19 protein-coding genes are annotated in these 24,318 nt (G+C 59.0%); 10 read left to right on the plus strand and 9 right to left on the minus strand.

Going from position 1 to position 24,318, the window contains the following annotated elements; translation table 11 throughout:
- Positions 1–96 precede the first annotated feature (96 nt).
- The 4 genes from TU81_RS03465 to TU81_RS29250 form a co-directional block, all read right to left on the minus strand.
- Positions 97–1,365, minus strand: coding sequence for a cystathionine gamma-synthase family protein (locus TU81_RS03465; protein WP_048393659.1), 1,269 nt, complete (start codon positions 1,363–1,365; stop codon positions 97–99).
- A gap of 221 nt (positions 1,366–1,586) precedes the next feature.
- The gene (locus TU81_RS03470) at positions 1,587–2,420 is read right to left on the minus strand and encodes a DUF2950 domain-containing protein (RefSeq protein ID WP_048393389.1); all 834 of its coding nucleotides are present in this window, start codon (positions 2,418–2,420) and stop codon (positions 1,587–1,589) included.
- An 80-nt stretch (positions 2,421–2,500) separates the two neighbouring features.
- Positions 2,501–3,970: a DUF3300 domain-containing protein gene (locus TU81_RS03475; protein WP_048393391.1), complete on the minus strand. Its 1,470-nt coding sequence runs from the start codon at positions 3,968–3,970 to the stop codon at positions 2,501–2,503.
- 52 nt (positions 3,971–4,022) lie between these two features.
- Complete coding sequence (locus TU81_RS29250) at positions 4,023–4,478, minus strand: YMGG-like glycine zipper-containing protein (RefSeq protein ID WP_080772136.1); 456 nt, start codon at positions 4,476–4,478, stop codon at positions 4,023–4,025.
- A 245-nt stretch (positions 4,479–4,723) separates the two neighbouring features.
- Here TU81_RS29250 and TU81_RS03485 point away from each other — a divergent pair, with 245 nt between their 5' ends.
- Positions 4,724–5,383 carry an MliC family protein gene (locus tag TU81_RS03485; protein WP_038983288.1) on the plus strand — a complete coding sequence of 220 codons (660 nt, stop codon included), beginning with the start codon at positions 4,724–4,726 and terminating at the stop codon, positions 5,381–5,383.
- Positions 5,384–5,392: 9 nt separating this feature from the next.
- Here the strand turns inward: TU81_RS03485 and TU81_RS03490 are convergent, their stop codons facing one another.
- From TU81_RS03490 to TU81_RS03500, 3 genes are all read right to left on the minus strand, one after another.
- Positions 5,393–6,577 carry a patatin-like phospholipase family protein gene (locus TU81_RS03490; protein ID WP_038983733.1) on the minus strand — a complete coding sequence of 395 codons (1,185 nt, stop codon included), beginning with the start codon at positions 6,575–6,577 and terminating at the stop codon, positions 5,393–5,395.
- 174 nt (positions 6,578–6,751) lie between these two features.
- Positions 6,752–7,387 carry a response regulator transcription factor gene (locus tag TU81_RS03495; RefSeq protein WP_048393393.1) on the minus strand — a complete coding sequence of 212 codons (636 nt, stop codon included), beginning with the start codon at positions 7,385–7,387 and terminating at the stop codon, positions 6,752–6,754.
- Positions 7,388–7,391: 4 nt separating this feature from the next.
- Positions 7,392–9,668: a PAS domain-containing sensor histidine kinase gene (locus TU81_RS03500; RefSeq protein ID WP_048393394.1), complete on the minus strand. Its 2,277-nt coding sequence runs from the start codon at positions 9,666–9,668 to the stop codon at positions 7,392–7,394.
- A 230-nt stretch (positions 9,669–9,898) separates the two neighbouring features.
- On the opposite strand from TU81_RS03500, the gene TU81_RS03505 reads away from it, so the two are divergent.
- The 6 genes from TU81_RS03505 to phaR all read left to right on the plus strand — a co-directional run bounded on the left by TU81_RS03505 (position 9,899) and on the right by phaR (position 17,626).
- A complete protein-coding gene (locus tag TU81_RS03505) occupies positions 9,899–11,521 on the plus strand; it encodes an acyl-CoA synthetase (protein ID WP_048393396.1) in 1,623 nt (540 codons plus the stop codon).
- Positions 11,522–11,643: 122 nt separating this feature from the next.
- Entirely contained in the window at positions 11,644–11,970 is a 327-nt protein-coding gene (locus TU81_RS03510) for a DUF485 domain-containing protein (protein WP_048393398.1), read from the plus strand.
- Positions 11,970–13,640: a cation acetate symporter gene (locus TU81_RS03515; protein WP_048393400.1), complete on the plus strand. Its 1,671-nt coding sequence runs from the start codon at positions 11,970–11,972 to the stop codon at positions 13,638–13,640. Before TU81_RS03510 ends, TU81_RS03515 begins: the two co-directional genes overlap by 1 nt.
- 64 nt (positions 13,641–13,704) lie before the next feature.
- A complete protein-coding gene (locus TU81_RS03520) occupies positions 13,705–15,477 on the plus strand; it encodes an acyl-CoA dehydrogenase C-terminal domain-containing protein (RefSeq protein WP_048393401.1) in 1,773 nt (590 codons plus the stop codon).
- 128 nt (positions 15,478–15,605) lie between these two features.
- Entirely contained in the window at positions 15,606–16,874 is a 1,269-nt protein-coding gene (locus TU81_RS03525; RefSeq protein ID WP_048393403.1) for an OprD family porin, read from the plus strand.
- Between the two features lie 239 nt (positions 16,875–17,113).
- On the plus strand, positions 17,114–17,626 hold the full coding sequence (gene phaR, locus TU81_RS03530) for a polyhydroxyalkanoate synthesis repressor PhaR (RefSeq protein ID WP_038983295.1): 513 nt from the start codon (positions 17,114–17,116) through the stop codon (positions 17,624–17,626).
- Positions 17,627–17,661: 35 nt separating this feature from the next.
- Here phaR and phaP read toward each other — a convergent pair whose 3' ends face one another.
- A complete protein-coding gene (phaP, locus tag TU81_RS03535; protein WP_048393405.1) occupies positions 17,662–18,231 on the minus strand; it encodes a TIGR01841 family phasin in 570 nt (189 codons plus the stop codon).
- 254 nt (positions 18,232–18,485) lie between these two features.
- Here phaP and TU81_RS03540 point away from each other — a divergent pair, with 254 nt between their 5' ends.
- Positions 18,486–20,963: a DUF3141 domain-containing protein gene (locus TU81_RS03540; protein ID WP_048393407.1), complete on the plus strand. Its 2,478-nt coding sequence runs from the start codon at positions 18,486–18,488 to the stop codon at positions 20,961–20,963.
- 25 nt (positions 20,964–20,988) lie between these two features.
- On the opposite strand, the gene TU81_RS03545 is transcribed toward TU81_RS03540, so the two are convergent.
- A complete protein-coding gene (locus TU81_RS03545; RefSeq protein ID WP_038983298.1) occupies positions 20,989–22,026 on the minus strand; it encodes an AraC family transcriptional regulator in 1,038 nt (345 codons plus the stop codon).
- A gap of 256 nt (positions 22,027–22,282) precedes the next feature.
- Between TU81_RS03545 and phbB the strand changes: the two genes are divergently transcribed.
- Together phbB and TU81_RS03555 are read left to right on the plus strand one after the other, a co-directional pair.
- The gene (gene phbB / locus TU81_RS03550) at positions 22,283–23,029 is read left to right on the plus strand and encodes an acetoacetyl-CoA reductase (RefSeq protein ID WP_038983299.1); all 747 of its coding nucleotides are present in this window, start codon (positions 22,283–22,285) and stop codon (positions 23,027–23,029) included.
- Between the two features lie 57 nt (positions 23,030–23,086).
- Positions 23,087–24,265 carry an acetyl-CoA C-acetyltransferase gene (locus TU81_RS03555; RefSeq protein WP_048393410.1) on the plus strand — a complete coding sequence of 393 codons (1,179 nt, stop codon included), beginning with the start codon at positions 23,087–23,089 and terminating at the stop codon, positions 24,263–24,265.
- The last annotated feature ends 53 nt before the right edge of the window (positions 24,266–24,318 follow it).

A 24,318-nucleotide genomic window follows, 5' to 3' on the forward strand; every position in this document is an offset into this window, starting at 1 on the left:
GCTATTAGGCAGCACCATTAATTTGTCGCTAGTTGTTATTGTTTTTACTATTCATGAAGAACTGTCCGACCCTGCAGTCGGCAGTCTTATCCGAGTTCAGGTTCCCACCTCAGTGAAACGCTCGGTGTTATCAGCGTGGTGATGTGCATGATTTTGTTTACTGCGAACTAACGTGAACGCTTGTTTAAGATCAGCCAACAAATCGGCCGTCTCTTCAATACCCACGGAGACCCTGACCAAGCCCTCGGAAATTCCAAGTGCTTCGCGTTCCTCCAAGGTGTTTTCTACGTGACTGGTTGTTCGTGCCGGCCCGTAGATGGTTTCCACCGCGCCTAAGTTACCCGCCCGATGTGCATACTTAAGCAGTGGTAACAAACGAGTCACCGTGTCCATGCCTCCCACCAGCACGAAGCTGATGATTGCGCCGAATCCGCGCATCTGCGAGCGAGCAATGACATGACTTCGATGTTGAGGGAGTCCCGGATAGTTCACAGACTCCACCAATGGCTCGGAGCATAAATACTCGGCCAGTACTTGCGCGCTCGCCTGTTGCTGGCGCAAACGCAAAGCCAGAGTCTTGATACCCCGGATGATGAGATAAGCCGAGAAAGGATCCAGCGAGGCCCCATTGATTTCGCGGTAATGGCGAACTTTAGACATCAGATGCTCGGTGCCGCAGACCACACCGCCAAGCACATCGCCATGACCGGATAGAAACTTGGTAGCACTGTGCACGACTACATCAACCCCGAGTGCAAGGGGGTTCTGATTCAAAGGCGTCGCGAACGTATTGTCTGCTATGACCAAAGCCCCAACACGCTTCGCCGCCGCCACGAGACGTCGAATATCCAGGACTTTCAGCGTTGGGTTCGTCGGGGTTTCCAGATAGAGAACATTGCAGCCTTTAGCGATCTCATGCTCAATAGCTTCGGTGTCGAGGGTATCGCAAAGCGTGACCTCGACGCCCATGCGAGGGAGAAACTCTTCAAAGATCTTGTTTGTGCCACCGTAGCTGTCGCGGGTAGAAACCACACGTTGACCACAGGACAGGAAGGTATGCAACACACCACTGATTGCAGCCATCCCGGTGCTGAAAGCGACAGCCGATTCTGCGCTTTCAAGCTCGCAGAGTTTGTGTTCCAGGACAGAGACAGTCGGGTTGCTCATGCGGCTGTAAATGAAGCCAGGTTCTTTACCCAACGCCACGTCATACCATTCATCGATATCTTGGTAACCGTAGGCGGCGCTGACGACGATGGGAGTCTGGGTAGCGTTGTAGGGATGCTGAACTTGCTCCCCTCCCCAAACCACTCGTGTCCCCATACCAGCACCCTGGCTTTGGTCGGGCTTCATCTTGTCATCCATAAATTTATCTCGCATCGATGAAACACTAAGGTGTTCCGGTTGGGCTTGCGATGACTATATGGAAGGCTTGACCGCGTGAAAAATCATGTTATCTGGGGCTAAGGGGGGCTTTTTTTAATGGATGATCGATATGAAAGGGCCGTGAGAGCACGCTAAGTTAATGCGACGATTACAGGACGCTTGATGTCCGCGTAAAAAAGGTTGAGGAGGCGCAGGTAGATCTACTCTTGACCCTCCGTAACCACCTTCCAACTGTCATCTGGATCAAAGCGCTTCATCGACTGCGCCAACTTGTCACCCTCGGGTCCCAAGTCTTTTTCGAACACCTGTCCTTCATGACTGATCATGAAACTCATCACCCCGCTGTCATCGTACTTCGCCGGCCAGGCGATCAGTGCAAAGCCACGACTCATCTTGTCACCGATCAGGTAGCTGTAGGCGCCACCAGGTGCCGAAGGACCTTGGCCATCAAGGATGCGGAAGTGGTAACCATGCCAGTCTTCGCCGGCAATGGTTTTGCCGAACGCGGGCCCCACCGGGCTGATCTGACCACTATCGTCGTCCGCCCAATAGAGTCCGTCGTGCTCGCCGGCGGTGCTGAAGATTTTCTGCGCATAGGCGAGTGCGCCGTCACCGTTACGATCTACTGACGCATAGTCCATCTGGGCGTCGTGATAGGCCAGAACCGATTGCAACGCGGTGAGTTCGTTGCGGCCAATTCGACGTGCACGGACTTCGGCGCTACCGGCGTTGAGGTCGAAGCGCCAACCGTTTGCGTCTTTTATCAGGGGTATAGGCAGCGTCCAGTGGTCACTGCCGACCGCCAGGAGTGCCTTGCTGTCGCTGGTTTTTTCAATGCTGTGTTGCTCGTGGTATTGCTTCAAAAACGCATCCACATCTTTGCGCTCCACGCCTTCGCGCGGGATGTAACTGCGCCATTCATTACCCAGCAACGCTGTCAGGCGTGCCTGATCGGCGTGTTCCGTGCCCAGTGCTTCGACGAACGCTTGAGCGGCCTTTTCTGGCGTTGGAAAGGCCTGCTGTGCCGTAACCATGCACGACCACGCCAAGCCGGCAGTTATCGCCAGGACCTGAGGGAGCAAGCCCGTGAGTGCCTTCACTCGAGGATTGTTTTTCAACGACGGCCCCCTCTTTGACGCGCGGGTGGACTGGAGGGGCGACTGACCTGATGGCCGGCCGATCGCGAGGCACTGGGGCGCTGGGCGGATGCCTGGCTGGTCCGGCCACGACTGGCTTGTGCGTTGGTCTGGGACGGTGAGCGCGCGCCGGCGAATGCATTGTTGCGGGCACTGCCCGTACTGGCGGACGGCCGGTTTTGCGTAGTTTGGCGCGCCTGTGAGGTGCCCTGTGCGCGCTGATTCACCTGAGCGGTCTGTCTGGCGGGCGGCCGACCCTCCCGAGTGTTTCTGGCAGTGCCCTGGCTTCTGTCAGTCGTCCTCGGCTTGTCTGCACCTGCTTGCATCCGATTACCGGCCGAGGTTCCAGACTGGGCTTCGCGTGCTCGATCACGGGCTTCGCGGTTGCTGGTGGCAGGTCGTTCGATACCGTGCTTGTCCATTGAACTACGGGCTTTTTCACGCGCCTGGGCACGTTGGGCATTGTCTCCTCGATAAGCCTCACGCTGATTGGCACCGCCCAGTTGTCGGCCGTACTGTTCGCGGCTTCTGGTGTCTCGATAGGGAACGCCATCGCGGTGAACGGTGTTGTGCTGCCACTTGTTCTGATTATTGGTGATTTGGTTGTTGCGATTGATGTTGTTGTAGCGATCGATGTCGATGTCGATGTCGTTGTTGTCCCAGTCACAATCACCCCACAACGAGCCGATGATCGCCACGCCGGTACCAAACGCCAGCCCGGCCAGCAATGCCGAACCGGGGTAATAGGCTGGTGGCGGTGGATAGTACACGGGAGGCGCCGCAGGATAGGGCCAGGTGCCGTAGGTGGTTGTCGGGTTATAACTGGGTACGTAAACCACCTGCGGATCGGAGGGCTGAATGATGATGGTGGAGGTGCTGCTGGCAGGGGCCGGTGCGGCAGACGTGGGGGCCGGGGCCGCAACAGCCTGAACCGTCACGTTCTGATATTGGTTGCTCTGCAGGTTGCCTGCGGCTTGCGCCTGATGACGCAAGCGTTGCACGCCCCCCATGACATCGTCGGGCTGCGCCAGGAAGGCATCCCCCAGACGTTGTACCCAGACGGGATCCTGTCCCAGCGTTGCCAGGACCTGGGGGAAGGCGACCAGCGCCTGCACACTCGGATCCCAAGGCTGGCTCGCCACCTGTTTTACCGCATCATCGCCCTTGGCCTCCGGGTGTGCTTTAGACCAGGTCACCGCTTCGGCGACTTCCCCGGGGTACGTGGTGGCCATCAGCACCTGTGCCAGCAGTGGGTCCGGGTAAAGCGCAATGGGAGCCAGCATTTGATCCAGCTGCTCCTGGGTAAACACGGCATCTTTGGCCGCCGCGGTGACGGGCGCTGTATCGGCAGCGTTTGTGGTCGCGCTCGCATCCAATGGCTGCGCCAGGCAGTAAGGTCCACTCAAAAACAATACAGCTGACACCGCGTAAAACAATGGAATGCGCATTGCACCCCCTCTGTGATCAGGCAGACTTGAGCGCCTTGATAGTACCGCCCGTTCAAGGGGTTATCTGGTAGCCCCGTTGCTGCATGCAACTGCTGTAGGCGGAAGCAGTGGCAGCCGGTTCTGCCCGGCGATCCTCACGACGATCCTGACGTTGCCGGGATCCACCTACAACCGCACCTGCCACAGCAGCATCCTTGGCTTTGTTCTGTCGGTATTCCTGTTTGACATCGTCGTCTACCTTGTCATAAAGCTCGTCATGCTGACGACCGCGTGCTCCGGCAACCGCCGCACCGGCAACGGCACCAGTAGCCGCACCACGGGCACGTCCGCCTGATTCAGATGCTGAGCTGGTGCTTGCTGTGCTGCTGGCCTGAGCCTGGCATGAACTAATGTCCTGCTGAATGATTTCGGGAGACTGCCCTTTGAGCGGCGTTACGGTCTCGGCTGAAGCGCAAAGGCAGAATACCGAGACAATCGTAGCCAGACAGGGTGGGATGGATTTTTTCATAAAGACTCCACTGCTATCAGTGTGCTTTGGATCTTTTAGTCTAGCTCAGCATCTGGGCGACCAACCCTGAAACAATGTTCTTATGATGCAACCTCTAATTCCTTTTGTACTTCTACTCCCTCGAACGGGTGTGGCAAGTTTTGAGCACTGACTTACACTGCGATACACCCAATGCGAACAAATGACTGCTTAACGGATCGATAGATCCCACAGCAATCCGGGCATCACGTAATGATCAAGCCAACATGAAAACGATCATGGCCCTTTTCAGCTGTCTGCTCGCTGCCAGCGTGTGCGCGGCGACGAGCACCTGTGCCAATGCCTCACCTGCTTCGCCAATCATCCACACCAGCTTCGACTGCGCCACGGCAAGGGCATCCGTCGAAAAGCTTATCTGTCGCGATCCACAACTAACGCAGATGGATATTGAACTGACGCGTCTTTATCGCCTGGCGCTCACGGATGATCATTCAGTACCGCGCCCAGACAAAGTCATGATCGACCAGCAGTTCTGGGTCGACGCCCGCAATCAATGTGCCTCCGAGACTGCGCCCAAGACGTGCGCGATCCGAAGTTATGCCGAGCGCGCGCACCAGCTGCGCCAAGGCTCGGCAATTGCGAGAACCAAGGATCCAGACAGACTCACCGAAGGCCCCCTGGCTTTTCGTTGCGCAGGGTTAAACGCGTTGATTACCGCCACTTTCTTTAACACCCAGCCTGGTGTCGTGTACCTGAAATGGGCGAACGCTTCGATCACCCTGAACCAGGTGCAGAATGATTCGGGAACCCAATACACCGGCAAGGATTCCCAAGGGAACTACAGCTTCTGGCAAGACGGTAACGTGGTGCTTTTCCAGAAGCCAGGCTCAGGGGAAATGAGTTGTACGGCCGAGCCGATCGGCTGAGACCGTCTTTCACGTACTCGGCGATTTATGCCACGGATAGCCTTTGGCACTGAGTTCAAAGGCGTACTTGAACAAGCGCTTCATGTACTCGCCATCGAATTTATGGAGGCGAGAAATGCGGAAGTCGGAGCCGATGTACGCCAGATTGAAATCCGCTCCATCCTGCTGGGCAATTCGGTAAATTCGATCCAGATCGCTGATCCCCTGATTCTGGATCAATGCGCTGATGGCTCGACCGCCGATGTTCAAGGTTCGGCGCTTGGTTCCGGACCATTGCAGTTCCAGTTTGCCATTGCGAATCACATAGAAATGCCGTTCACGCCGCAAACGCGCCCCGGGCACTTGGTTCAGCGCCATCACGGTGCCGGGTGGGTAAAGGAACACCTGCGTAAGGACACCTCCGTCCACGTGCATTTCCTGAAACGGGTGGCCGTTAACGTCCACATCAATCATGACGGGTGAGACGGCTCCTGGAATACTCATCGACGCGACCATGATGTTGCGAAACAGCTCAAGCGCTCCCGGTGCCTGGCTGGAGGCAATAGCCCCCATGTTCCAGGTGACCGGACGGCCTGAATCAAGGTCGGTTGTGCCGATCATCAGGAGCCGTCCCTTGGCGTATTCCGCCGCGATCGCCGCGAGAATCTCGGCAGTGACGTGCTGTGCAATGAGCCGCGACAGTGGCTTGCTGTGCGCCATACCATCGCTGGTAAGACGGGTCAGCATATTACGCGCATGGAAAATGTCTTTTGGACCGACTGCATTGCAGATACGCACAATGACCTCGTCGTACTGGGGCCCCAGGTAGGCAAACGGGGCGACCAGGGCACCAGCGCTAATGCCGGTGACGACTTTGAACACAGGTCGAGACCCATGCCGGGTCCATCCCGCAATGATGCCCCCGGCGAATGTGCCGGCGTCGCCGCCGCCCGAAACGGCCAGCAGATTTGCCCGCGGCAGGATATCGTTCGGTAGCCCTGCGCTGGCGAGCGCCTCAGCCTCTCGAAGGTTGGCCAAGCTCACATCCCGAATGAACGGCGTCAGGTCCTGGTCCAGCCAGTAGCGAGCATCTGGAATGCCCGGGATCAGCGCTTTTTCCGTTAACGTTGGCGGCACCGCATCACGGCGTTGCAGGCACGCTTGACGCAACATGTTCAGGGTTGAGGCGCTAGGTCTGAGCTGGAATGGTTTCAACACGCCTCCTCCGGCCCCTGCCAGTGGCAGAGCCCCATGACCAGTCTCAATGGCGAGTGGCCTGAACATCTTTCATGCTAGCGCAAGCTCAGGCAGTCATAACGTTGGTGGGACGTCCGGTCTGCCCTGCGGATGATCCTCCCCCCATAGACGCTCATTAGAAAATGCGAGCAATCACCGCAACTTCAGCGGATCGACCAGTTCAGCGGCGATGGCCATGCCCACCAGGTCCGGCAAGGTATTGGCTTGCATGCGTTTCATCACCCGCGAACGATACAGATCGACGGTTTTCGCACTGACACCCAGTTGCTCAGCGATCTCGCGGGTGGTGTAACCCTGGACCAGCGGCAGCAAGACATCGCGCTCCCGTGGGGTCAGGGTCAGCAAGCGCGCCTGCAAGGCATCGTACCCCTGATTACCCGAGCGGCTTGCCGCGCAGTTGCTGAGCGCCTGTTGCACGCTGTCCAGCAGCAATTGTTCGTTGTAGGGCTTCTCGATGAAGTCATGAGCACCCGCTTTGAAAGCGCGAACCACGATCGGCACATCCGCGTGCCCGCTGACGAAAATGATCGGCAGGTTCAGCTCACGTGCGCGCATCTCTTCCTGCACGTTCAAACCGCCCATGCCGGGCATGCGAACATCGAGCAGCACGCAGGCATCAAGACTGGCATCACAGGCATTGAGAAACGCCACGCCACTGGTAAACGGCAAGGCTTTGAGCCCTACCGACTCCAGCAACCAGACTGTCGAATCGAGCATGCCTTGGTCATCGTCGACCACATACACCACGTGCTCCGTCGCACCTGCCATTACGTTATTCCTGTTGTTGTTTTATTGGGCCGACCAGCGGCAAGCGGCAGCTCATCAGCAGCCCGACAGGTTGGCGTCGGGCCTGTAATTCGCCACCAAAACCTTCGATGATGCTGCGACTCATGGACAAGCCAAGCCCCAGGCCATCGACCTTGCTGGTATAGAACGGGGTAAATATCTGCTCCAGTTCGGGCTCGCTGACGCCTGGCCCCTGGTCTTGCACACTGATTTCCACGGTTGCACCACCGCCCTGCCCCGCAGCCATCACGATCAGCGAGGGTTGCCCCGGATGTTGTTCGCGGTTGGCATCGATGGCATTTCGCAAGAGATTGAGCAGGACCTGCTCCAGCAGCACTCGGTCGGCATAAATCGGCGGCAGATTATCCGGTAGGCGATCCTCGATTGTCACTTGGCAATTGCTCGCCTCCCAGGCGCATAAACGCACGGCCTCGCGGGCGACCTCGGTGAAATTCAAGGCCTGCATGCGGCGTTGCCCCTTGCGCAGAAACGCCCGCAAACGTCTGATCACTTCTGAAGCATGAGTGGCGTGATGGGTAATGCGCTCCAGCCCTTGCGCCACTTTGGCGGCGGCCTGGGGATTGGAGTCCAGCGTCTGTAAATAGCGCTGGCTGGCATTGGCGTAATTGACTACCGCAGCCAATGGCTGGTTGATTTCGTGAGCGATGCCCGAGGCCAATTCACCCAGGGTGACCAACCGCGCGGTGTGCGCCAGTTCGTCCTGATGACGGCGCTGCTGCACTTCACGCAGTTCACGCTCGGTCATGTCCCGCGCCACCAACGAGTAATAGCGCTCGCCGCCGGCCGAACGGTGCGCCAGCAGCACCAGCGATACCGGCACTGAAGTGCCGCCTGCCGGTGGCTGCAATCGCGCATCGGTGCTCCAGACACCGTCGCGCTCGGCGCTGCTCCAGCCATCACGCTGCAGACGTGCCAGGTCGCCGCTGGCGAACAACGTTGCCAGGGCTGGCATCGGTTGTTGCTCGTCGATCCCCAGGATGCGCCGCGCCGCTGGATTGAGGTAAGTGACTTGCCCCTCGGGGTCGATGAACAACACAGGATCGGTGTTGGCCTCGACGACTTCCGCCAGGCGTCGCTTGTTCTCCTCGGCGAGCACCCGGGCGGTAATGTCCCGGGACACGCTGACCACTTCCACCACCGTCCCGGTATAGGTCTCACGAATCGCCCGGCTGGCGGTTTCAAACCACAGGTAATGCCCATCCCGATGGCGAATCCGATACGTCATCGTGTGATAACCGTCCTGCTCCAGGGCATCCCGCGCGCGCTGCACCAAGCTGGCCAGGTCCTGACCATGGAACAAGCCTTGGGCCATTTGCCCGCGCAACTCCTCCGGCCAGTAGCCGAGCAGTGTCCAGGACGCCGGCGAGGCATCGAGAAAGCGCCCATCCGGTGTGTGTCGGGAAATCAGGTCAGTGGTGTTTTCAATGATCAGCCGGTACAGCCGCCGTGCCGTGGCCGCTTCACGCTCGGCCAGCACTTGTGCCGTGGCATCGCGACACCGGGCGAGCACACGGTTGTCCTGGGGATCGGGGATAAACGTCCAGATCAGGATCTGCGCTTCGAATTGGGCTTCGACACCTTCGATGGCGCGTTGCTGGTCCAGGCAGGCGCGAACCAGCACCCGGTGATTGACCGGCAGAAAACCCAGCACATCGGTCAGCGGTTTTTCGGCGAGCAGTGCCAACAGCGCGGCATTGAATTCCAGCGGCCGGCCCTGCGCATCGAGCAACAGACTCGGTTGCGGGTCGTGCCCCAACAGCGGTGAGCCGCGCAGCATGCCGTTGACGCTGCTCAGCAACGTCGTCAGCAAGTCCTGCACCCAACCCAGCCAATCAAGGCTCACGCCCTCGCACACTTCCACCAGCAACAAACCCGCCTGCCCCGGTTGCAACGCCAGATCAAACACCTGGCCATGGCTGATAGCGGCCCGGCGCAGTCGGCCGGCCAGCCAACAATCGAGTTGACGTACTTGCGCCAGATCCAGCCGCCCCGCTGCGGCCAGCCGGTCAAACAACCGCTGATCGCTAGCCAGCGAAGGGTCGCCCAGCCCCGGTGGAAAATGCTGGGCGGCGCCCTCGTGGCTGTAAATCCGCGCATTGGGTTGCCAACTCAAATAAACCGCCCGGCGCACCTCGGGGCAATCCTGCAGCGCACGGCACAACGCATCGGCCCGGGCGGCCAGAGACACACCCTCGCGCTGCAGGCGCAACCAGCTGTGCAATCGAACGGGAGTCAGGGTCATCACAGGTCCGCTTCGTTGGGGAAGCCAAGGATATACCGGCCTTGGCGGTGTCACTGTATTCATTTAGATCCGAAAGAATCAAATATAGTACATATCCCATATGACGTAGGTTGTACTTCCATATCGTTAGCTGAATGTTATATAAAGCAAGCCGGACATAAAAGGCGACCTCAGCGGCTACGCTGCAAGGTCACCTATAGAGCTAACAATCAGCCACCGAGTACCCGTACATGTCGATCTATGAACAAGGGCTAGGCCCTGCGGCTGTCAACCATATTGCCTTGTCTCCGCTCAGCTTCATCGAGCGCACCGCCAGCGTTTACCCGCACTATCCCGCCGTCATCCATGGCTCGATCCGCCGCACCTGGGCGCAGACCTACACCCGCTGCCGCCGTCTGGCCTCGGCGCTGGCCGGTCGCGGCATCGGCAAGAACGACACCGTGGCGGTGATGTTGCCCAACATTCCCGAGATGCTCGAGATGCATTTCGGCGTGCCGATGATTGGCGCGGTGCTCAACCCGCTCAACGTGCGCCTGGATGCCGAAGCCATTGCCTTCATGCTGCAGCATGGTGAAGCCAAGGTGCTGATTACCGACCGTGAGTTCCATGATGTGATTCACGCGGCGATCGGCATGCTGGATCACCCGCCATTGGTCATCGACGTCAATGATCCGGAATACGGCGAAGGCCAGGCTGTCAGCGATCTGGACTATGAAGCGCTGTTGGCCGAAGGCGACCCTGCTTTCGCCTGGCAGTGGCCCGATGATGAATGGCAAGCCATCTCGCTGAATTACACCTCCGGCACCACCGGCAACCCCAAAGGCGTGGTTTACCACCATCGCGGTGCCTACCTGAACTCATTGGGCAACCAGATGACCTGGGCCATGGGTAACCATCCGGTGTACCTCTGGACCTTGCCGATGTTCCATTGCAACGGTTGGTGCTACCCGTGGATCATCACCGCCATGGCCGGTGTGCATGTGTTTCTGCGCCGCGTCGATCCACAGAGAATCCTCACGCTGATCCGCGAGCATCAGGTCACCCATCTGTGCGCTGCGCCGATCGTGCTCAATGCCTTGGTCAACATGCCGGAATCGGCGAAAGCGGCGATCGATCATCCGGTCAACGCGATGGTCGCCGGCGCCGCACCGCCGGCCAAAGTGATCGGTGCCGTGGAGCAAATGGGCATCAAGGTCACCCACGTCTATGGTCTGACCGAAACCTATGGCCCGGTGACGCTCTGCGCCTGGCATGCCGAATGGGATGAGTTGCCGCTGGACGAACGGGCGCAAATCAAATCCCGTCAAGGCGTGCGCTACCCGACGCTCGAAGGCGTGATGGTTGGCGATTCGAAGACGCTGGAGCCGACCCCGCGAGACGGTCAGACCATCGGTGAGATCTTCATGCGTGGCAACACCGTGATGAAGGGCTACCTGAAGAACCCGACCGCCACAGCCGAGGCGTTCGACGGCGGCTGGTTCCACACCGGCGACCTGGCGGTGTGTCATCCGAACGGTTATGTCGAGATCAAGGACCGACTCAAGGACATCATCATTTCCGGCGGTGAGAACATTTCCACCATCGAACTGGAAGGTGTGCTCTATCGCCATCCAGCCGTCATGGAAGCGGCCGTCGTCGCCCGTCCCGATGAGAAATGGGGTGAAACGCCCTGTGCCTTTATCACATTGAAGGCTGATCACCAGGACGTTCGCGAGGCCGACATCATCAGTTTCTGCCGCGAGCACCTGGCCGGTTTCAAAGTCCCACGCACCGTGATTTTCACCCTGCTGCCGAAGACTTCAACCGGCAAGATCCAGAAGTACGTGCTGCGCGACAGGGCCAAAGCGCTCTAACCGAATCGACGTTGTACCCACCCAGCGGCAGGTGTTTTACCTGCCGCTTCGGGCTCGTGCAGGCTGAATTTGGCCCTGCCCCTGACCTACACACTGATAACAAAAACAATGTGGAGCCACCCATGATCGACATCCATTCAACCGATACCCAACGCTGTGAACGCATTCGGTCCAACCCCAAATTCCTTCAATTGGTGAGCAGCCGTTCGCGCCTGGCCTGGTCGCTGAGTGCTGCCGTGCTCGGCACCTACTACGCGTTCATGCTGGTGGTGGCGTTTGCCCCGCAGTGGCTGCACGCGCCGATCGCCGAGCATCGGATGTTGACCCTGGGCATGCCGGTGGGCGCGGCGATCATCATTTTTTCCTGGCTGCTGACCGGTTGGTACGTCTACAGCGCCAACACACGTTTCGACGCACTGGGCGCCGCCATTCTCGAGGAGAGCAAGTGATGACTCTGCTGCGTAAACTTCTCCTCGCCGCTGCCGGGTTGTTGCCGGCTTCCGTTGTGCTGGCTGCGCCCGCGCTGGGTGCAGTGGAAAAACAGCCGCTCAACCTGCATGCGATCGGCATGTTCTTCGTCTTCGTGCTGGGCACGCTGGCCATCACCTGGTGGGCGGCGCGGCAAACCAGATCCACGTCGGACTTCTACACCGCGGGCGGTGGTATCACCGGGTTTCAGAACGGTCTGGCAATTGCCGGTGACTACATGTCCGCCGCTACGCTGCTGGGGCTGTCTAGCCTGGTGTTCGCCAAGGGCTACGATGGCTTCATCTATACCATCGGCTTCTTTGTTGGCTGGCCGATCATCACCTTCCTGATGGCTGAGCGCTTGCGCAACCTGGGGCGCTACACCTTTGCCGACATCGTGTCCTATCGCCTGGACCAGAACAAAGTGCGGATCTTCGCCGCCTTCGGTTCGCTGACCGTGGTGTGTTGCTACCTGATCGTGCAGATGGTCGGCGCGGGTCAGTTGATCAAGTTGCTGTTTGGCCTCGACTACCCGGTAGCCGTGGTGATCGTCGGCGCGCTGATGCTGGTTTATGTGATTTTCGGCGGCATGATCGCCACCACCTGGGTGCAGATCATCAAGGCCGTGCTACTGCTTGCCGGCGGCACGACGTTGGCATTCATGGCCATGTCGCAGTTCGGCTTCAGCTACGAAACCCTCGCGGACAAAGCCGTCCAGGCGCACGCCAGTGGCTGGAACATCATGGGCCCCGGTTCGATGCTCGCCGACCCGATCAACACCGCCTCGATGTCGCTGGGCCTGGTGTTCGGGATTGCCGGCCTGCCGCACATTCTGATGCGTTTCTTCACCGTGCCTAACGCCAAGGAAGCGCGCAAATCGGTGTTCTACGCCACCGGCTTCATCGGTTTCTTCTTCCTCGTGGTATGCACCCTGGGCTTCGCCGCGATGGTGATCATCGGCACCGACCCGCAGTACTACGTCAATGGTGAAGTCGGCGGCGCCTTGATTGGCGGCGGCAACATGGTCGCCATGCACTTGGCCAAAGCGGTCGGTGGCAATCTGTTCTTCGGTTTCCTCTCGGCCGTTGCTTTCGCCACCATCCTTGCGGTGGTCTCCGGGCTGGCCCTGGCCGGCGCTTCGGCGATTTCCCATGACCTCTACGCCACGGTGTTCAAGAAGGGCAAAGCCAGCGAGAAACAGGAAATGCGCGTGACCCGCATGGCCACCGTGGGCCTTGGCATCATCGCGATTCTGCTGGGCATTCTGTTCGAGAAGATGAACGTCGCGTTCCTGGTGGGCCTGACCTTCGGCATCGCTGCGTCGACCAACTTCCCGGTGCTGATCATGGCCATGTACTGGAAAGGCTTGACCACCAAAGGCGCAATCATCGGCGGTTTCGCCGGGCTGATCTGCGCGCTGGTCCTGGTGATCCTCTCGCCAGCGGTCTGGGTCACCGTGCTCGGCCATGCGCATGCGATTTTCCCGTACGACCACCCGGCGCTGTTCTCCATGCCATTGGCGTTCTTCGTGATCATCGTAGTGTCGAAACTCGACCGCAGCGCGCGGGCCGACAAGGAGCGTGATGCTTACGCCGACCAGTTCGTTCGTGCCCAGACCGGCCTCGGCGCCGCCAGCGCTTCCGCCCATTGATAGAAAGGGCACGGCCTGCTCAAGCGGCGCCGTGTCCATCGCACACCCTTTTGAGGTTCACGTTATGCCCGAATTCAACGCCCCGCTGCGCGACATGCGCTTTGTATTGCATGAAGTGTTCGATGCCCCGGCCTTGTGGGCACGCCTGCCGGCATTGGCCGACAGTGTCGATGCCGCCACCGCCGACGCCATTCTTGAGGAGGCGGCCAAAGTCACCTCGCACCTGATTGCGCCACTGAATCGCAGTGGCGACGAGGAAGGCGCCCAGTGGGTCGATGGCCAGGTCAGCACGCCAATCGGTTTCAAACAGGCTTATGCCACCTACATCGAAGGCGGTTGGGTGGGCCTGTCGGGCAACGCCGATTTTGGCGGCCTGGGCATGCCGAAGATGCTCGCCGTGCAGTTCGAAGAAATGCTCTACGGCGCCAATTCCAGCTTCGCACTGTATTCGGCGTTGAGTTCCGGTGCCTGCCTGGCGCTGGATGCCCACGCCAGTGACACCCTGAAAAACCTCTACCTGCCGCCGATGTACGAAGGCCGCTGGGCCGGTTCCATGTGCCTGACCGAAGCCCACGCCGGCACCGATCTGGGGATTATCCGCACCCGCGCCGAACCCCGGGCCGACGGCAGCTTCAGCATCACCGGCAGCAAGATCTTCATCACCGGTGGTGACCAGGACCTGACCGAAAACATTGTGCATCTGGTGCTGGCCAAACTGCCGGACGCACCGGATGGGCCGAAAGGCATCTCGCTGTTTGTCGTCCCCAAAGTGCTGGTCAACGCCGACGGTTCCCTCGGCGATGCCAACGCCGTGAGTTGCGGTTCGATCGAACACAAGATGGGCATCAAGGCCTCGGCCACCTGCGTAATGAACTTCGACGGCGCCAGCGGCTGGCTGGTCGGCGAAGCCAACAAAGGCCTGGCGGCGATGTTCACCATGATGAACTACGAGCGCTTGTCCATCGGCATTCAGGGCATTGGCTGCGCCGAAGCGTCCTATCAGAGCGCCGTCACCTATGCACGTGAACGTGTTCAGAGTCGCGCGCCGACCGGTGCCATAGCTCCGGACAAAGTGGCCGACCCGATCATCGTTCACCCTGATGTGCGCCGCATGCTGCTGAGCATGAAAGCCATGACCGAGGGCGGCCGTGCGTTCGCCAGTTATGTCGGGCAGCAACTGGACTTGGCGAAATTTTCCGATGACGCCAAGGAACGGGACAGCGCGCAAATCCTGGTGGCGCTGCTCACGCCGGTGGCCAAGGCGTTCTTCACCGACACCGGCCTGGAAAGCTGCATCAACGGCCAGCAAGTGTTCGGCGGCCATGGCTACATCCGCGAGTGGGGCCAGGAACAATTGGTCCGCGACGTGCGCATCGCGCAGATCTACGAAGGCACCAACGGCATTCAGGCCCTGGACTTGCTTGGACGCAAAGTGCTCGGCGATAAGGGCTGCGCGCTGCGCCAGTTCACCGGCGAGATCCGTCATTTCGCCCATCAGCCGGATGCGCCCTACTCCGTTCAACTGTTCGATTCCGTGCAGCGCCTGGAAGACCTGAGCGACTGGCTGCAGGACCAGGCGACTACCAATCGCAACGAAGTCGGCGCTGCTTCGGTGGAGTATTTGCACCTGTTCGGTTACGTCGCTTATGCCTGGCTTTGGGCGCGCATGGCGCAGGTTGCCAAGCAAAAACTGCCCGAAGATCCAGGGTTTTATGGCGCGAAAATCGCCACCGCCGACTTCTACATCCACCGCTTGCTGCCGCGCATTCTGAGCCTGGAGCAATCCATCCGCGCGGGCAGTGCCTCCTTGTTTGGCCTGAGCGCCGAACAGTTCTAACGATTGAACCGCACGCGGCGCCACGCTCCTCTCTTTTTGGCGTTCGCGTTTTTTATTGATAAGCCCTCGCCCACCTGGTGAGGGCCGCGGGACCTGTCTTTCCATAATAAAAACAAAGGGGCTTCACCATGGACCGCAACACCCGCATCCTCGCTACCCGATTATTGCTGGCCGGCGGCGTCATCAGCCTCTCGGCCCCCGCCGCTGCTGACTTTGTCAAAGACAGCGAGGCCAGCCTGGAGCTGCGCAACTTTTATTTCAATCGCGACTATCGCCAGGACAACGCCCCGCAATCCAAACAAGAGGAATGGGCGCAAGGTTTCCTGCTGCGCTATGAATCGGGATTCACCGACGGTTTGATCGGAATCGGCTTCGATGCCATCGGTCTGGTCGGCGTCAAGCTCGATTCCAGCCCCGATCGCGCAGGCTCCGGCTTGCTCAAACGTCACCGCGACACGAGCAAAGGTGCGCAGGACGAGTACGGCGAACTGGGCCTGACGGCCAAAGTGCGTGCCTCAAAAAGCACACTGAAACTCGGCACGCTGCTGCCGAAACTGCCGACGGTCTTGGCCAACGATTCACGGCTGTTGCCACAAACCTTCAAGGGCGGTCAGTTGACGTCGCTGGAACTCGAAGGCCTGACCGTGGATGCCGGGCGACTGACGCAGGTCAGTCAGCGCGACTCCTCGGACTACGAGGACATGGGCATCACCCGCACCGGCGCCAAGGGCATCACCACACGTCATCTCGATAGCGACAGCTTCGATTTCGCCAGCCTGAACTACAAATGGACCAGCAACCTCGCCACCGGCTACAGCTATGGCCACCTCGACAACTTCTACAGCCAGCACCTGGTCAACCTGACCTACGTGTTGCCGGTCACAACCGGCCAGTCGCTGAAGATGGATCTGCGCTTCGCCCGCTCCACGGACGACGGTGGCAGTAATGTCGATAACAATGCCATCGGCGCGATGTTCACCTACAGCCTCGGCGGGCATGCGTTGGGCCTGGGTTATCAAGGCATGAACGGCGACACCGGCTATGCCTACGTCAACGGCACCGATGCATTCCTGGTGAACTTCGTGCAGATCGGCGACTTCGCCAGCAAGGACGAAAAATCCTGGCAGGCACGTTACGACTACAACTTTGCGGCGATTGGCGTTCCGGGGCTGAGCTTCATGACCCGTTACCTCACCGGCGACAATATCGATCTGGGCGGCAACCGCCCGCAAGGCAAGGAATGGGAACGTGATACCGACATCGGCTATGTCGTGCAGAGCGGGCCATTAAAGAATGTCGGGGTGAAATGGCGTAACGCGACAGTTCGCTCGACCCACTTTGGCAGCGACCTGGATGAAAACCGCCTGATCGTCAGCTACACCTTGTCGATCTGGTAACTCAGTTCTGGTTACACAAGGGGGGACTCGCTTGACGGCGCAGTCTCCTTTTTGCTGCTGGATTTGTGCTGTGATGGCGGGCCTCTTCGCGAGCAAGCCCGCTCCCACATTTAACCGCATTCTCATGGGAGACTCGGTCAAGTGTGGGAGCGGGCTTGCTCGCGAAGGCGGCCTGAAGAACACCAATGATGATTGTAGGTTAAGATGCCTGCAAACCAGGCCCGCCGCGAGACGCCCGCATGACTGATACCACCCCACGCCTGATCAAGAAGTACCCCAATCGCCGACTGTATGACACCCATACCAGCAGTCATCTGACGCTGGCGGACATACGCCAATTGGTGGTCGATAAAATTGCCTTTCAGGTGGTCGATGCCAAGAGCGGCGAGGACCTGACGCGCAGCATCTTGCTGCAAGTGATTCTGGAAGCCGAAAGCGGCGGTGAGCCGATCTTCACCAGCGAGATGCTGATGGGGATTATCCAGTTCTACGGCCCTTATCAGGGCGTACTTGGCAGTTACCTGGACAAAAGCATTCAGACCGTAATCGACATCCAGTCCCAGACCGGTGCGCAATCATCCGAAGCCTGGAGCACCTTCATGCACCAGCAAGCGCCAGTGATGCAGGACCTGATGCGGCAATATGTCGACCAGTCCAAGGCGCTGTACCTGAACACCCAGAACCTTTTCGGCATGTTCGGCGGCAAGCCCGGTGCCGATGGCGGAACGAAAAAAAATGGCGATGGGGAATAAACCCATCGCCATTGGTGCCGCTGGCTTGACGTGACTTACTTGTTACCACTGTTAGGCTTGGCGCTAGCTTCCGGGGCAGCTTTAGTGCCCGCGGCAGTCGCTGCCTCGAAACCACTCTGAGCCACATCGGCAGCCTGTTTTACGGCTTTCTGTGCGCTTTCGAACACAGTACCGGCATTCGCCAGACCCGACTTGAACGCGGCCACAACTGGCTCGGAGCCGGCCGGTGCATTCTTGCTGATCGTTTCAACGAACTCATGCATCTGCTGGGTGCCCGCTTCGACCTGACTCGAGGTCAATTTGGCGATGTCCGACTGAGTACCGACGATCAATGCTTGAACCTGACGATTGAACTCGGCCAGGCGTTCGGTTTGCGCGCTCGGCTGGGTGAAAGAAGCCTGCAGCTCGGCGAAGCCTTGTGGATCACGGACGGCCAGCAGCTTGCGAACACCTTCGAAGTGCTCTTCGGTGGAGTCGCGCAGTGCCTTGAACTGCAACTGGCTGAGCTGTTCAACGCTGGCGAACACTTTGCCGCTGATTTGCTGCAAAAGGTCAAGGTTGGCTTTCTGAGCGGTTTGCAGTTTTTCCGAATTGAAAAAAGACATGCTTGAATCTCCTGGTACTGGAAGGCCCTGATGGGCCTGAGGACGCGATAGCGATCCGGCCAGTCATCGCGTTAGCCTTGATATTGCAGTGCACAAAACTATTTGGCAACGCCTATTTTGTGCGGTGCAAAATAAACATTGCTAACCCCCTCCTTATTCGCTGTAGACTCCTGCTCATCGAACGGCCAGCCTAGCCCTCTTTAACTAAAGGGTTCAGATGCGCAGGTTCCCATGCATAGCAGCAGGAGATCACCATGGGTCAGGAAGTAAATATTGCGCTGCAAGATGAAGAGCGTAGCGACCCCGCTGGCTTGTTCGAACACCTTAATCATCTGCAACGCCTCAATACCCACAACGTCCTCGATGCCGTGCAGAAGCGCCAGGCAAAAACCTTCGCGCCTTTAAGCCTTGGGCAACTCAGACTGCCGACACCGGCTGACTGGCAGGAATACTTCACTGACCTTGGCCAGCGCAGCGTGCTGTTCTGGGACACCTTGCGTCAGCGCGGCGACAATACCCTGGCCCACGAACGCGCCGGGTATCCACTGCTGCTCAAGTTCAATCATGAAACGCTGGTCGCTGGTGAAGACCTGCCTCGTACGGTCAACTATTCGTTGTTGCGAATTCTCGGCGGCCCGGGGCAACAGATCGACAGCAAAAAACAGCCCGTGATCATCATTGACCCCCGCGGCGGTCACGGCTCGGGGATCGGCGGTTTCAAACAGGACTCGGTCATCGGCGAAAGCCTGAGAGCCGGCCATCCCACCTACTTCATCGCCTTCAGTCACTCGCCACGCCCAGGGCAAACCCTTGCCGATATCACAGACGCCCAGGCACGGTTCATCGAGGTCGTCAGCACCCGGCATCCGGACAGCGCCAAACCTGTCGTCATTGGTAACTGCCAAGCGGGCTGGGCGTTAATGGGCCTGGCGGCCACTCGGCCAGAGTTGCCGGGGCTGATCATCGTCAACGGCGCGCCGTTGTCGTACTGGGCCGGCGTCAATGGCCGCAATCCGATGCGCTACACCGGCGGTTTGCTGGGCGGTGGCTGGATGGCGCGCCTGGGGAGCGACCTCGGTAATGACCGTTTCGACGGCACCTGGCTGGTGAGCAATTTCGAAAACCTGGACCCGGCCAACACCTATTGGGACAAGTACTACCACCTGTTCAGTGAAGTCGACAGCGAGGCCGCACGCTTTCTGGATTTCGAACGCTGGTGGGGCAGCCCGACCCTGCTCAATAGCGAAGAAATCGAGATGATTGTCGACGACCTGTTCATCGGTAATCAGCTGTCCGGCGGCCTGGGGCGCAAAAGCAGCGGGCTTGACCTCAAATTGATCGAAGTGCCGGTGGTGGTGTTCTGTTCCTATGGCGACAACATCACCTCCCCGCAGCAGGCGCTGGACTGGATCACCGACGTCTATCCCAGCGATCTCGCCTTGCAAAATGCCGGACGCACCATCGTTTACCTGCGGCATGCGAGCATCGGTCACCTGGGCATCTTTGTGTCCGGTGAAGTGGCGCGGCGTGAGCACCGCGAGTTGCTGGGTGCGGTCGAAGCGATCAATGCGCTGCCGGCCGGGCTGTACGAAATGCTGATCGACGACCTGCCGGAGCACTCGGCGACGCCGTATACCGTGCGTTTCGAGCCCCGGCGTATCGCCGACATTCATGGCCAAGTGCAGCCGCCCCGTGATGACGATCGCGAATTCGCGCTGGTGCAGCGCGCATCCGCCATCAACAACAGCGTGTACGACGAATTCATACGCCCATGGTTGCGCCTGCTGATCAACGAACCGAGCGCCGAAATGCTGCGCCGCGCGCACCCTTTCCATCAGCAGCAAGTGGCCTGGAGCAGTTTGAACCCGGCGCTGTGGTGGCTGACTGGCAGTGCCGCCCAAGTGAGCAAGGATCGTCACCCCGCCAGCCAGAGCAACCCGTTGCTGGTCTGGCAGGAACTGTTTTCCAACCAGGTGCAGGACGCCTTGAACGGCTATCGGGACCTGCGTGATGCGGCTCACGAAATGTGTTTCTACGGCGTGTATGGGGCACTCAATAGCCTCGCCGGCAATGCACCCGGGCGAAATCTGCAGGAACACGCCAAGCAGCACGACCAGGTTCTGATCGAGCGTCTGCAGGATGCCCTGCCCCTTGGCGGTCTGATGGAAGCCTTGATACGGATTTTGTTCCTGCTGGGCCGCGACAGCGACGAACCGGGCAAGGAAAGCGTCGAGAAATTGATCCTGCAACTGCAGGTGCTGCTCCAGGACTACAGTGCCAAGCCACTTGATTTGCGCGAAACCCTGCGCCTGCAAAAACTGCTGGTCGCCACTCATCCGCAAGAAAGCCTGCACAGCCTGCCCTTGATGCTGATTGAGGCCCAAGAGCGCCAACAAGTGCTGGCGGCCGTCGCCGACTTACTGCCGCAACTGCTGACCAGCGGCGCAAACAACCCATGCTGGTGTGAGCTGCACACGCTACTCGACGTTCCGCTGCCAGGTTTCAGCCTGACCCAACCACCCGGTGCCGCCGATGCTATCGAAGTGAAAGTCCCGGCGATAACGCCAGAGCCGATCAAGCAAGCCAACCCAGTGGTCATCCCGGTGCTCATCCCTGAGCCGATCAGGCAGAAAATCCCCGCAGTGACCCCTGACCCCATCGCCAAGGTGGTGAGTCCGGTGCGCAAACCTGCCAAGGGCAAGAAAGCCGTAAAAAAACCTCCGGTGAAATAACGTTGAACGCTGACGGAAGGCCGTGTCAGACCAACGTGGCCTCTTTGATCTCGAACGATTCATCGGCCCGATATTGCCCCGGCGTCATGTCAAACCAGCGGCTGCAGGCTTTGTTGAAGCTGCTGTGATCATGAAAACCAAGGAGATAGGCCACGTGCTTCATATTGAAGTGGGAATGACGCAGATAGAAATCAGCCAATTGCCTGCGTATGGCATTCAGCACGTCCTTGAATTGGGTGCCATCTTTTTCCAGAGCGCGTTGTAGGGTTCGCTTGCTGATGTTCAAAGATGCAGCGATCGACTCCATGTCGCACTGCCCCTGCCCCTGACTCAAGCGCTCGGTAACCAGCGCCCGAATCCTGCCGACAACGGAAAAACCAAACAGCAGGTCCAATTGCGCCTCGGCAAAGCTGTCATGCAACACCGCCAACGCTTCATTGGCCATGCTCAGGGGGCGCTGCAGCTCCTCCCCGTCGAACACAATGCTGTCGTAGGCCGCATCGAAATGCAGCTCACAACCAAACAGGCGACGGTGTTCGGAGGTGTCTTCAGGTTCGGGATACGTGAAATCCACACTCAAGGGCTGCATTGATTTGCTGCCTGCCAACCAACGGCAGATCCCCAGCAATGACGCCAACCCGGCATCACTGTATTGGCGTGGTTTGACTGAATCGCTTTGTTGATGGTCGAGGCCGGACAGTCGATAGTTTTGCTGTTCCGGTAGAAGGAAAAGGCTGAATCCGGTGCCTATCAACGGACTGAAGCGAACCAGCCGTTCCAGCGCTTTTTTCAGATTGAGACTGGACATCATGGTGTAGCCGACAATCTGAAACGTGCCGGGATTGAAGTTTCCGTAGGCTTTCAGACCGATGTCCGGATCACCCGAGGCCTGCGAAGCCAGATCCCATAATCGATAAATCGCCCTTCGCTCGCAAAACGCTCCAGGTTTGTTCGCGAGCTTCATGTCTAGTCCAGCCTCCCGACACAGACTGGCAACATCCAGCCCTTGAGCCGAGAGCGTATTCGCCAGCACGCTGGCATAGCCTGAACTCATTCTGTACATGGCGTCCTCAATGACCTGTGGAACCGAACATCCTGTCCAGAGCCATAACTGATCTGCGATGAATCAAAGACTAACGGGTTCTTCAGTTGCCAATATTGATCCCAGTATAGGTAACCCGCGTTTTTCGCCACCCGGCATTCACCGGGGCATGGCACCGTTGGACACCAGACAGTCACCTCTCAACACTTCCGTACACCCGGCCAATGCCGAACAATCCCCTATCTTGCAACGCAAAACAAAGAAAGGAATGGATTGTATGAAGTCGCTTGGTCGTATTGCGTTGGTCACGGGTGGTATGGGTGGGATTGGCACTGCGATAAGCCAACGCCTGTACAAGGAAGGATTCAAGGTCATCGTCGGCTGCAGCTCGGATTCCGCCCGCAAGAACGAATGGATAGCGACCCAATTGGCAGCGGGTTATGAGTTCGAATGCATCTTTGGCGACATCACCGATTGGGAGTCGACCCGCAAGGCCTTCGAGATGGCAAGAGAACAATTCGGCCCGATCGATGTGCTGGTCAATAACGCCGGCATCACTCGGGACGCGTCCTTTCGCAAACTCACTCCAGAAGACTGGAACGCGGTGATCGGGACCAACCTCAGTGGCTTGTTCAACACTACCAAGCAGGTGATTGAAGGCATGTTGGCCAAGGGCTGGGGAAGGGTCATCAACATCTCTTCGATCAACGGTCAGCGCGGCCAGTTCGGCCAGACCAATTACAGCGCGGCCAAAGCCGGTATCCATGGCTTCACCATGGCACTGGCCCGGGAAGTCTCGGGCAAGGGCGTGACCGTCAATACCGTATCGCCCGGCTACATCCAGACCAGCATGACCGCGGCCATCCGCCCGGACATTCTCGAGACCATGATCGCAGCCACACCGGTCGGGCGCCTTGGCCAACCCGAAGAAATCGCTTCGATCGTCGCCTGGCTGGCGTCCGATGAATCGGCCTACAGCACCGGTGCCGACTTCTCGGTCAACGGCGGCATGAACATGCAGTAAGCCTGTCAGGGCATTGATGCCCTGCTCCCGCTCGACAAAATTTTGATGAGGTCATGCATGAACGAAGTCGTAATCGTTGCCGCTACTCGCACCGCCATTGGCAGTTTTCAAGGTTCACTGTCCGCCATCCCAGCCACCGAATTGGGCGCGGCGGTGATTCGTCGCCTGCTCGAACAGACCGGGATCGACGCTGCGCAGATTGATGAAGTCATCCTCGGCCAGGTGCTGACTGCAGGCTCGGGGCAAAACCCGGCACGCCAAACCGCAATCAAGGCCGGCCTGCCCCATACCACCCCTGCCCTGACCCTGAACAAAGTCTGCGGTTCAGGCCTCAAGGCGGTCCAGCTCGCGGTTCAGGCGATCCGTTGCGGCGACGCCGAACTGGTGATTGCCGGCGGTCAGGAAAACATGAGCCTGGCGCCCTATGTTCTGCCCAAGGCGCGCACTGGCCTGCGTCTGGGACATGCGCAACTGCAAGACAGCGTGATTCAGGATGGTTTGTGGGATGCCTTCAACGACTACCACATGGGCATCACTGCCGAGAATCTGGCGAATCAATACAGTATCAGTCGCGAAGATCAGGACGCCTTCGCGGCGGCCTCGCAACAGAAGGCCTCCGCCGCCATCGAGGCGGGTTACTTCAAGGGTGAAATCACCCCGATCCCGATTCCCCAGCGCAAGGGCGAGCCGCTGGTCTTCGACACCGATGAACAGCCGCGTCCAGACAGCACGCTCCAGGCACTGGGCAACCTCAAACCCGCGTTCCAGAAAAACGGCAGTGTGACCGCGGGCAACTCGTCGACCCTCAATGACGGCGCCGCCGTGTTGATGCTGGCAAGCGCCGCCAAGGCCCTGGCGCTGGACTTGCCAGTGCTTGCGCGTATCAAGGCGTATGCCAGCGTCGGGGTGGACCCGTCGATCATGGGCATCGGCCCGGTGCCCGCTACCCGTCTGGTCTTGACGAAAGCCGGCTGGAGCCTGGACGACCTGGACCTGATCGAAGCCAACGAAGCGTTCGCCGCGCAGTCCCTGGCTGTCGGCAAGGAGCTGGGCTGGGACATGAGCAAGGTCAATGTCAACGGTGGCGCCATTGCCCTCGGTCATCCGATCGGCGCGTCAGGCGCGCGGATTCTGGTGTCGCTGGTACATGAACTGATCCGTCGCGATGGCAAAAAAGGTCTGGCCACCTTGTGCATCGGCGGCGGTCAGGGCGTCAGCCTGGTCATCGAGCGTTAGAAACACAGGCTGAGTTATCAGACGCGGCGCCGACGTCCGGCGCCGCGTTTTTT

Source organism: Pseudomonas lini (assembly GCF_001042905.1).
In the GTDB taxonomy this organism is placed as follows: Bacteria; Pseudomonadota; Gammaproteobacteria; order Pseudomonadales; family Pseudomonadaceae; genus Aquipseudomonas; species Aquipseudomonas lini.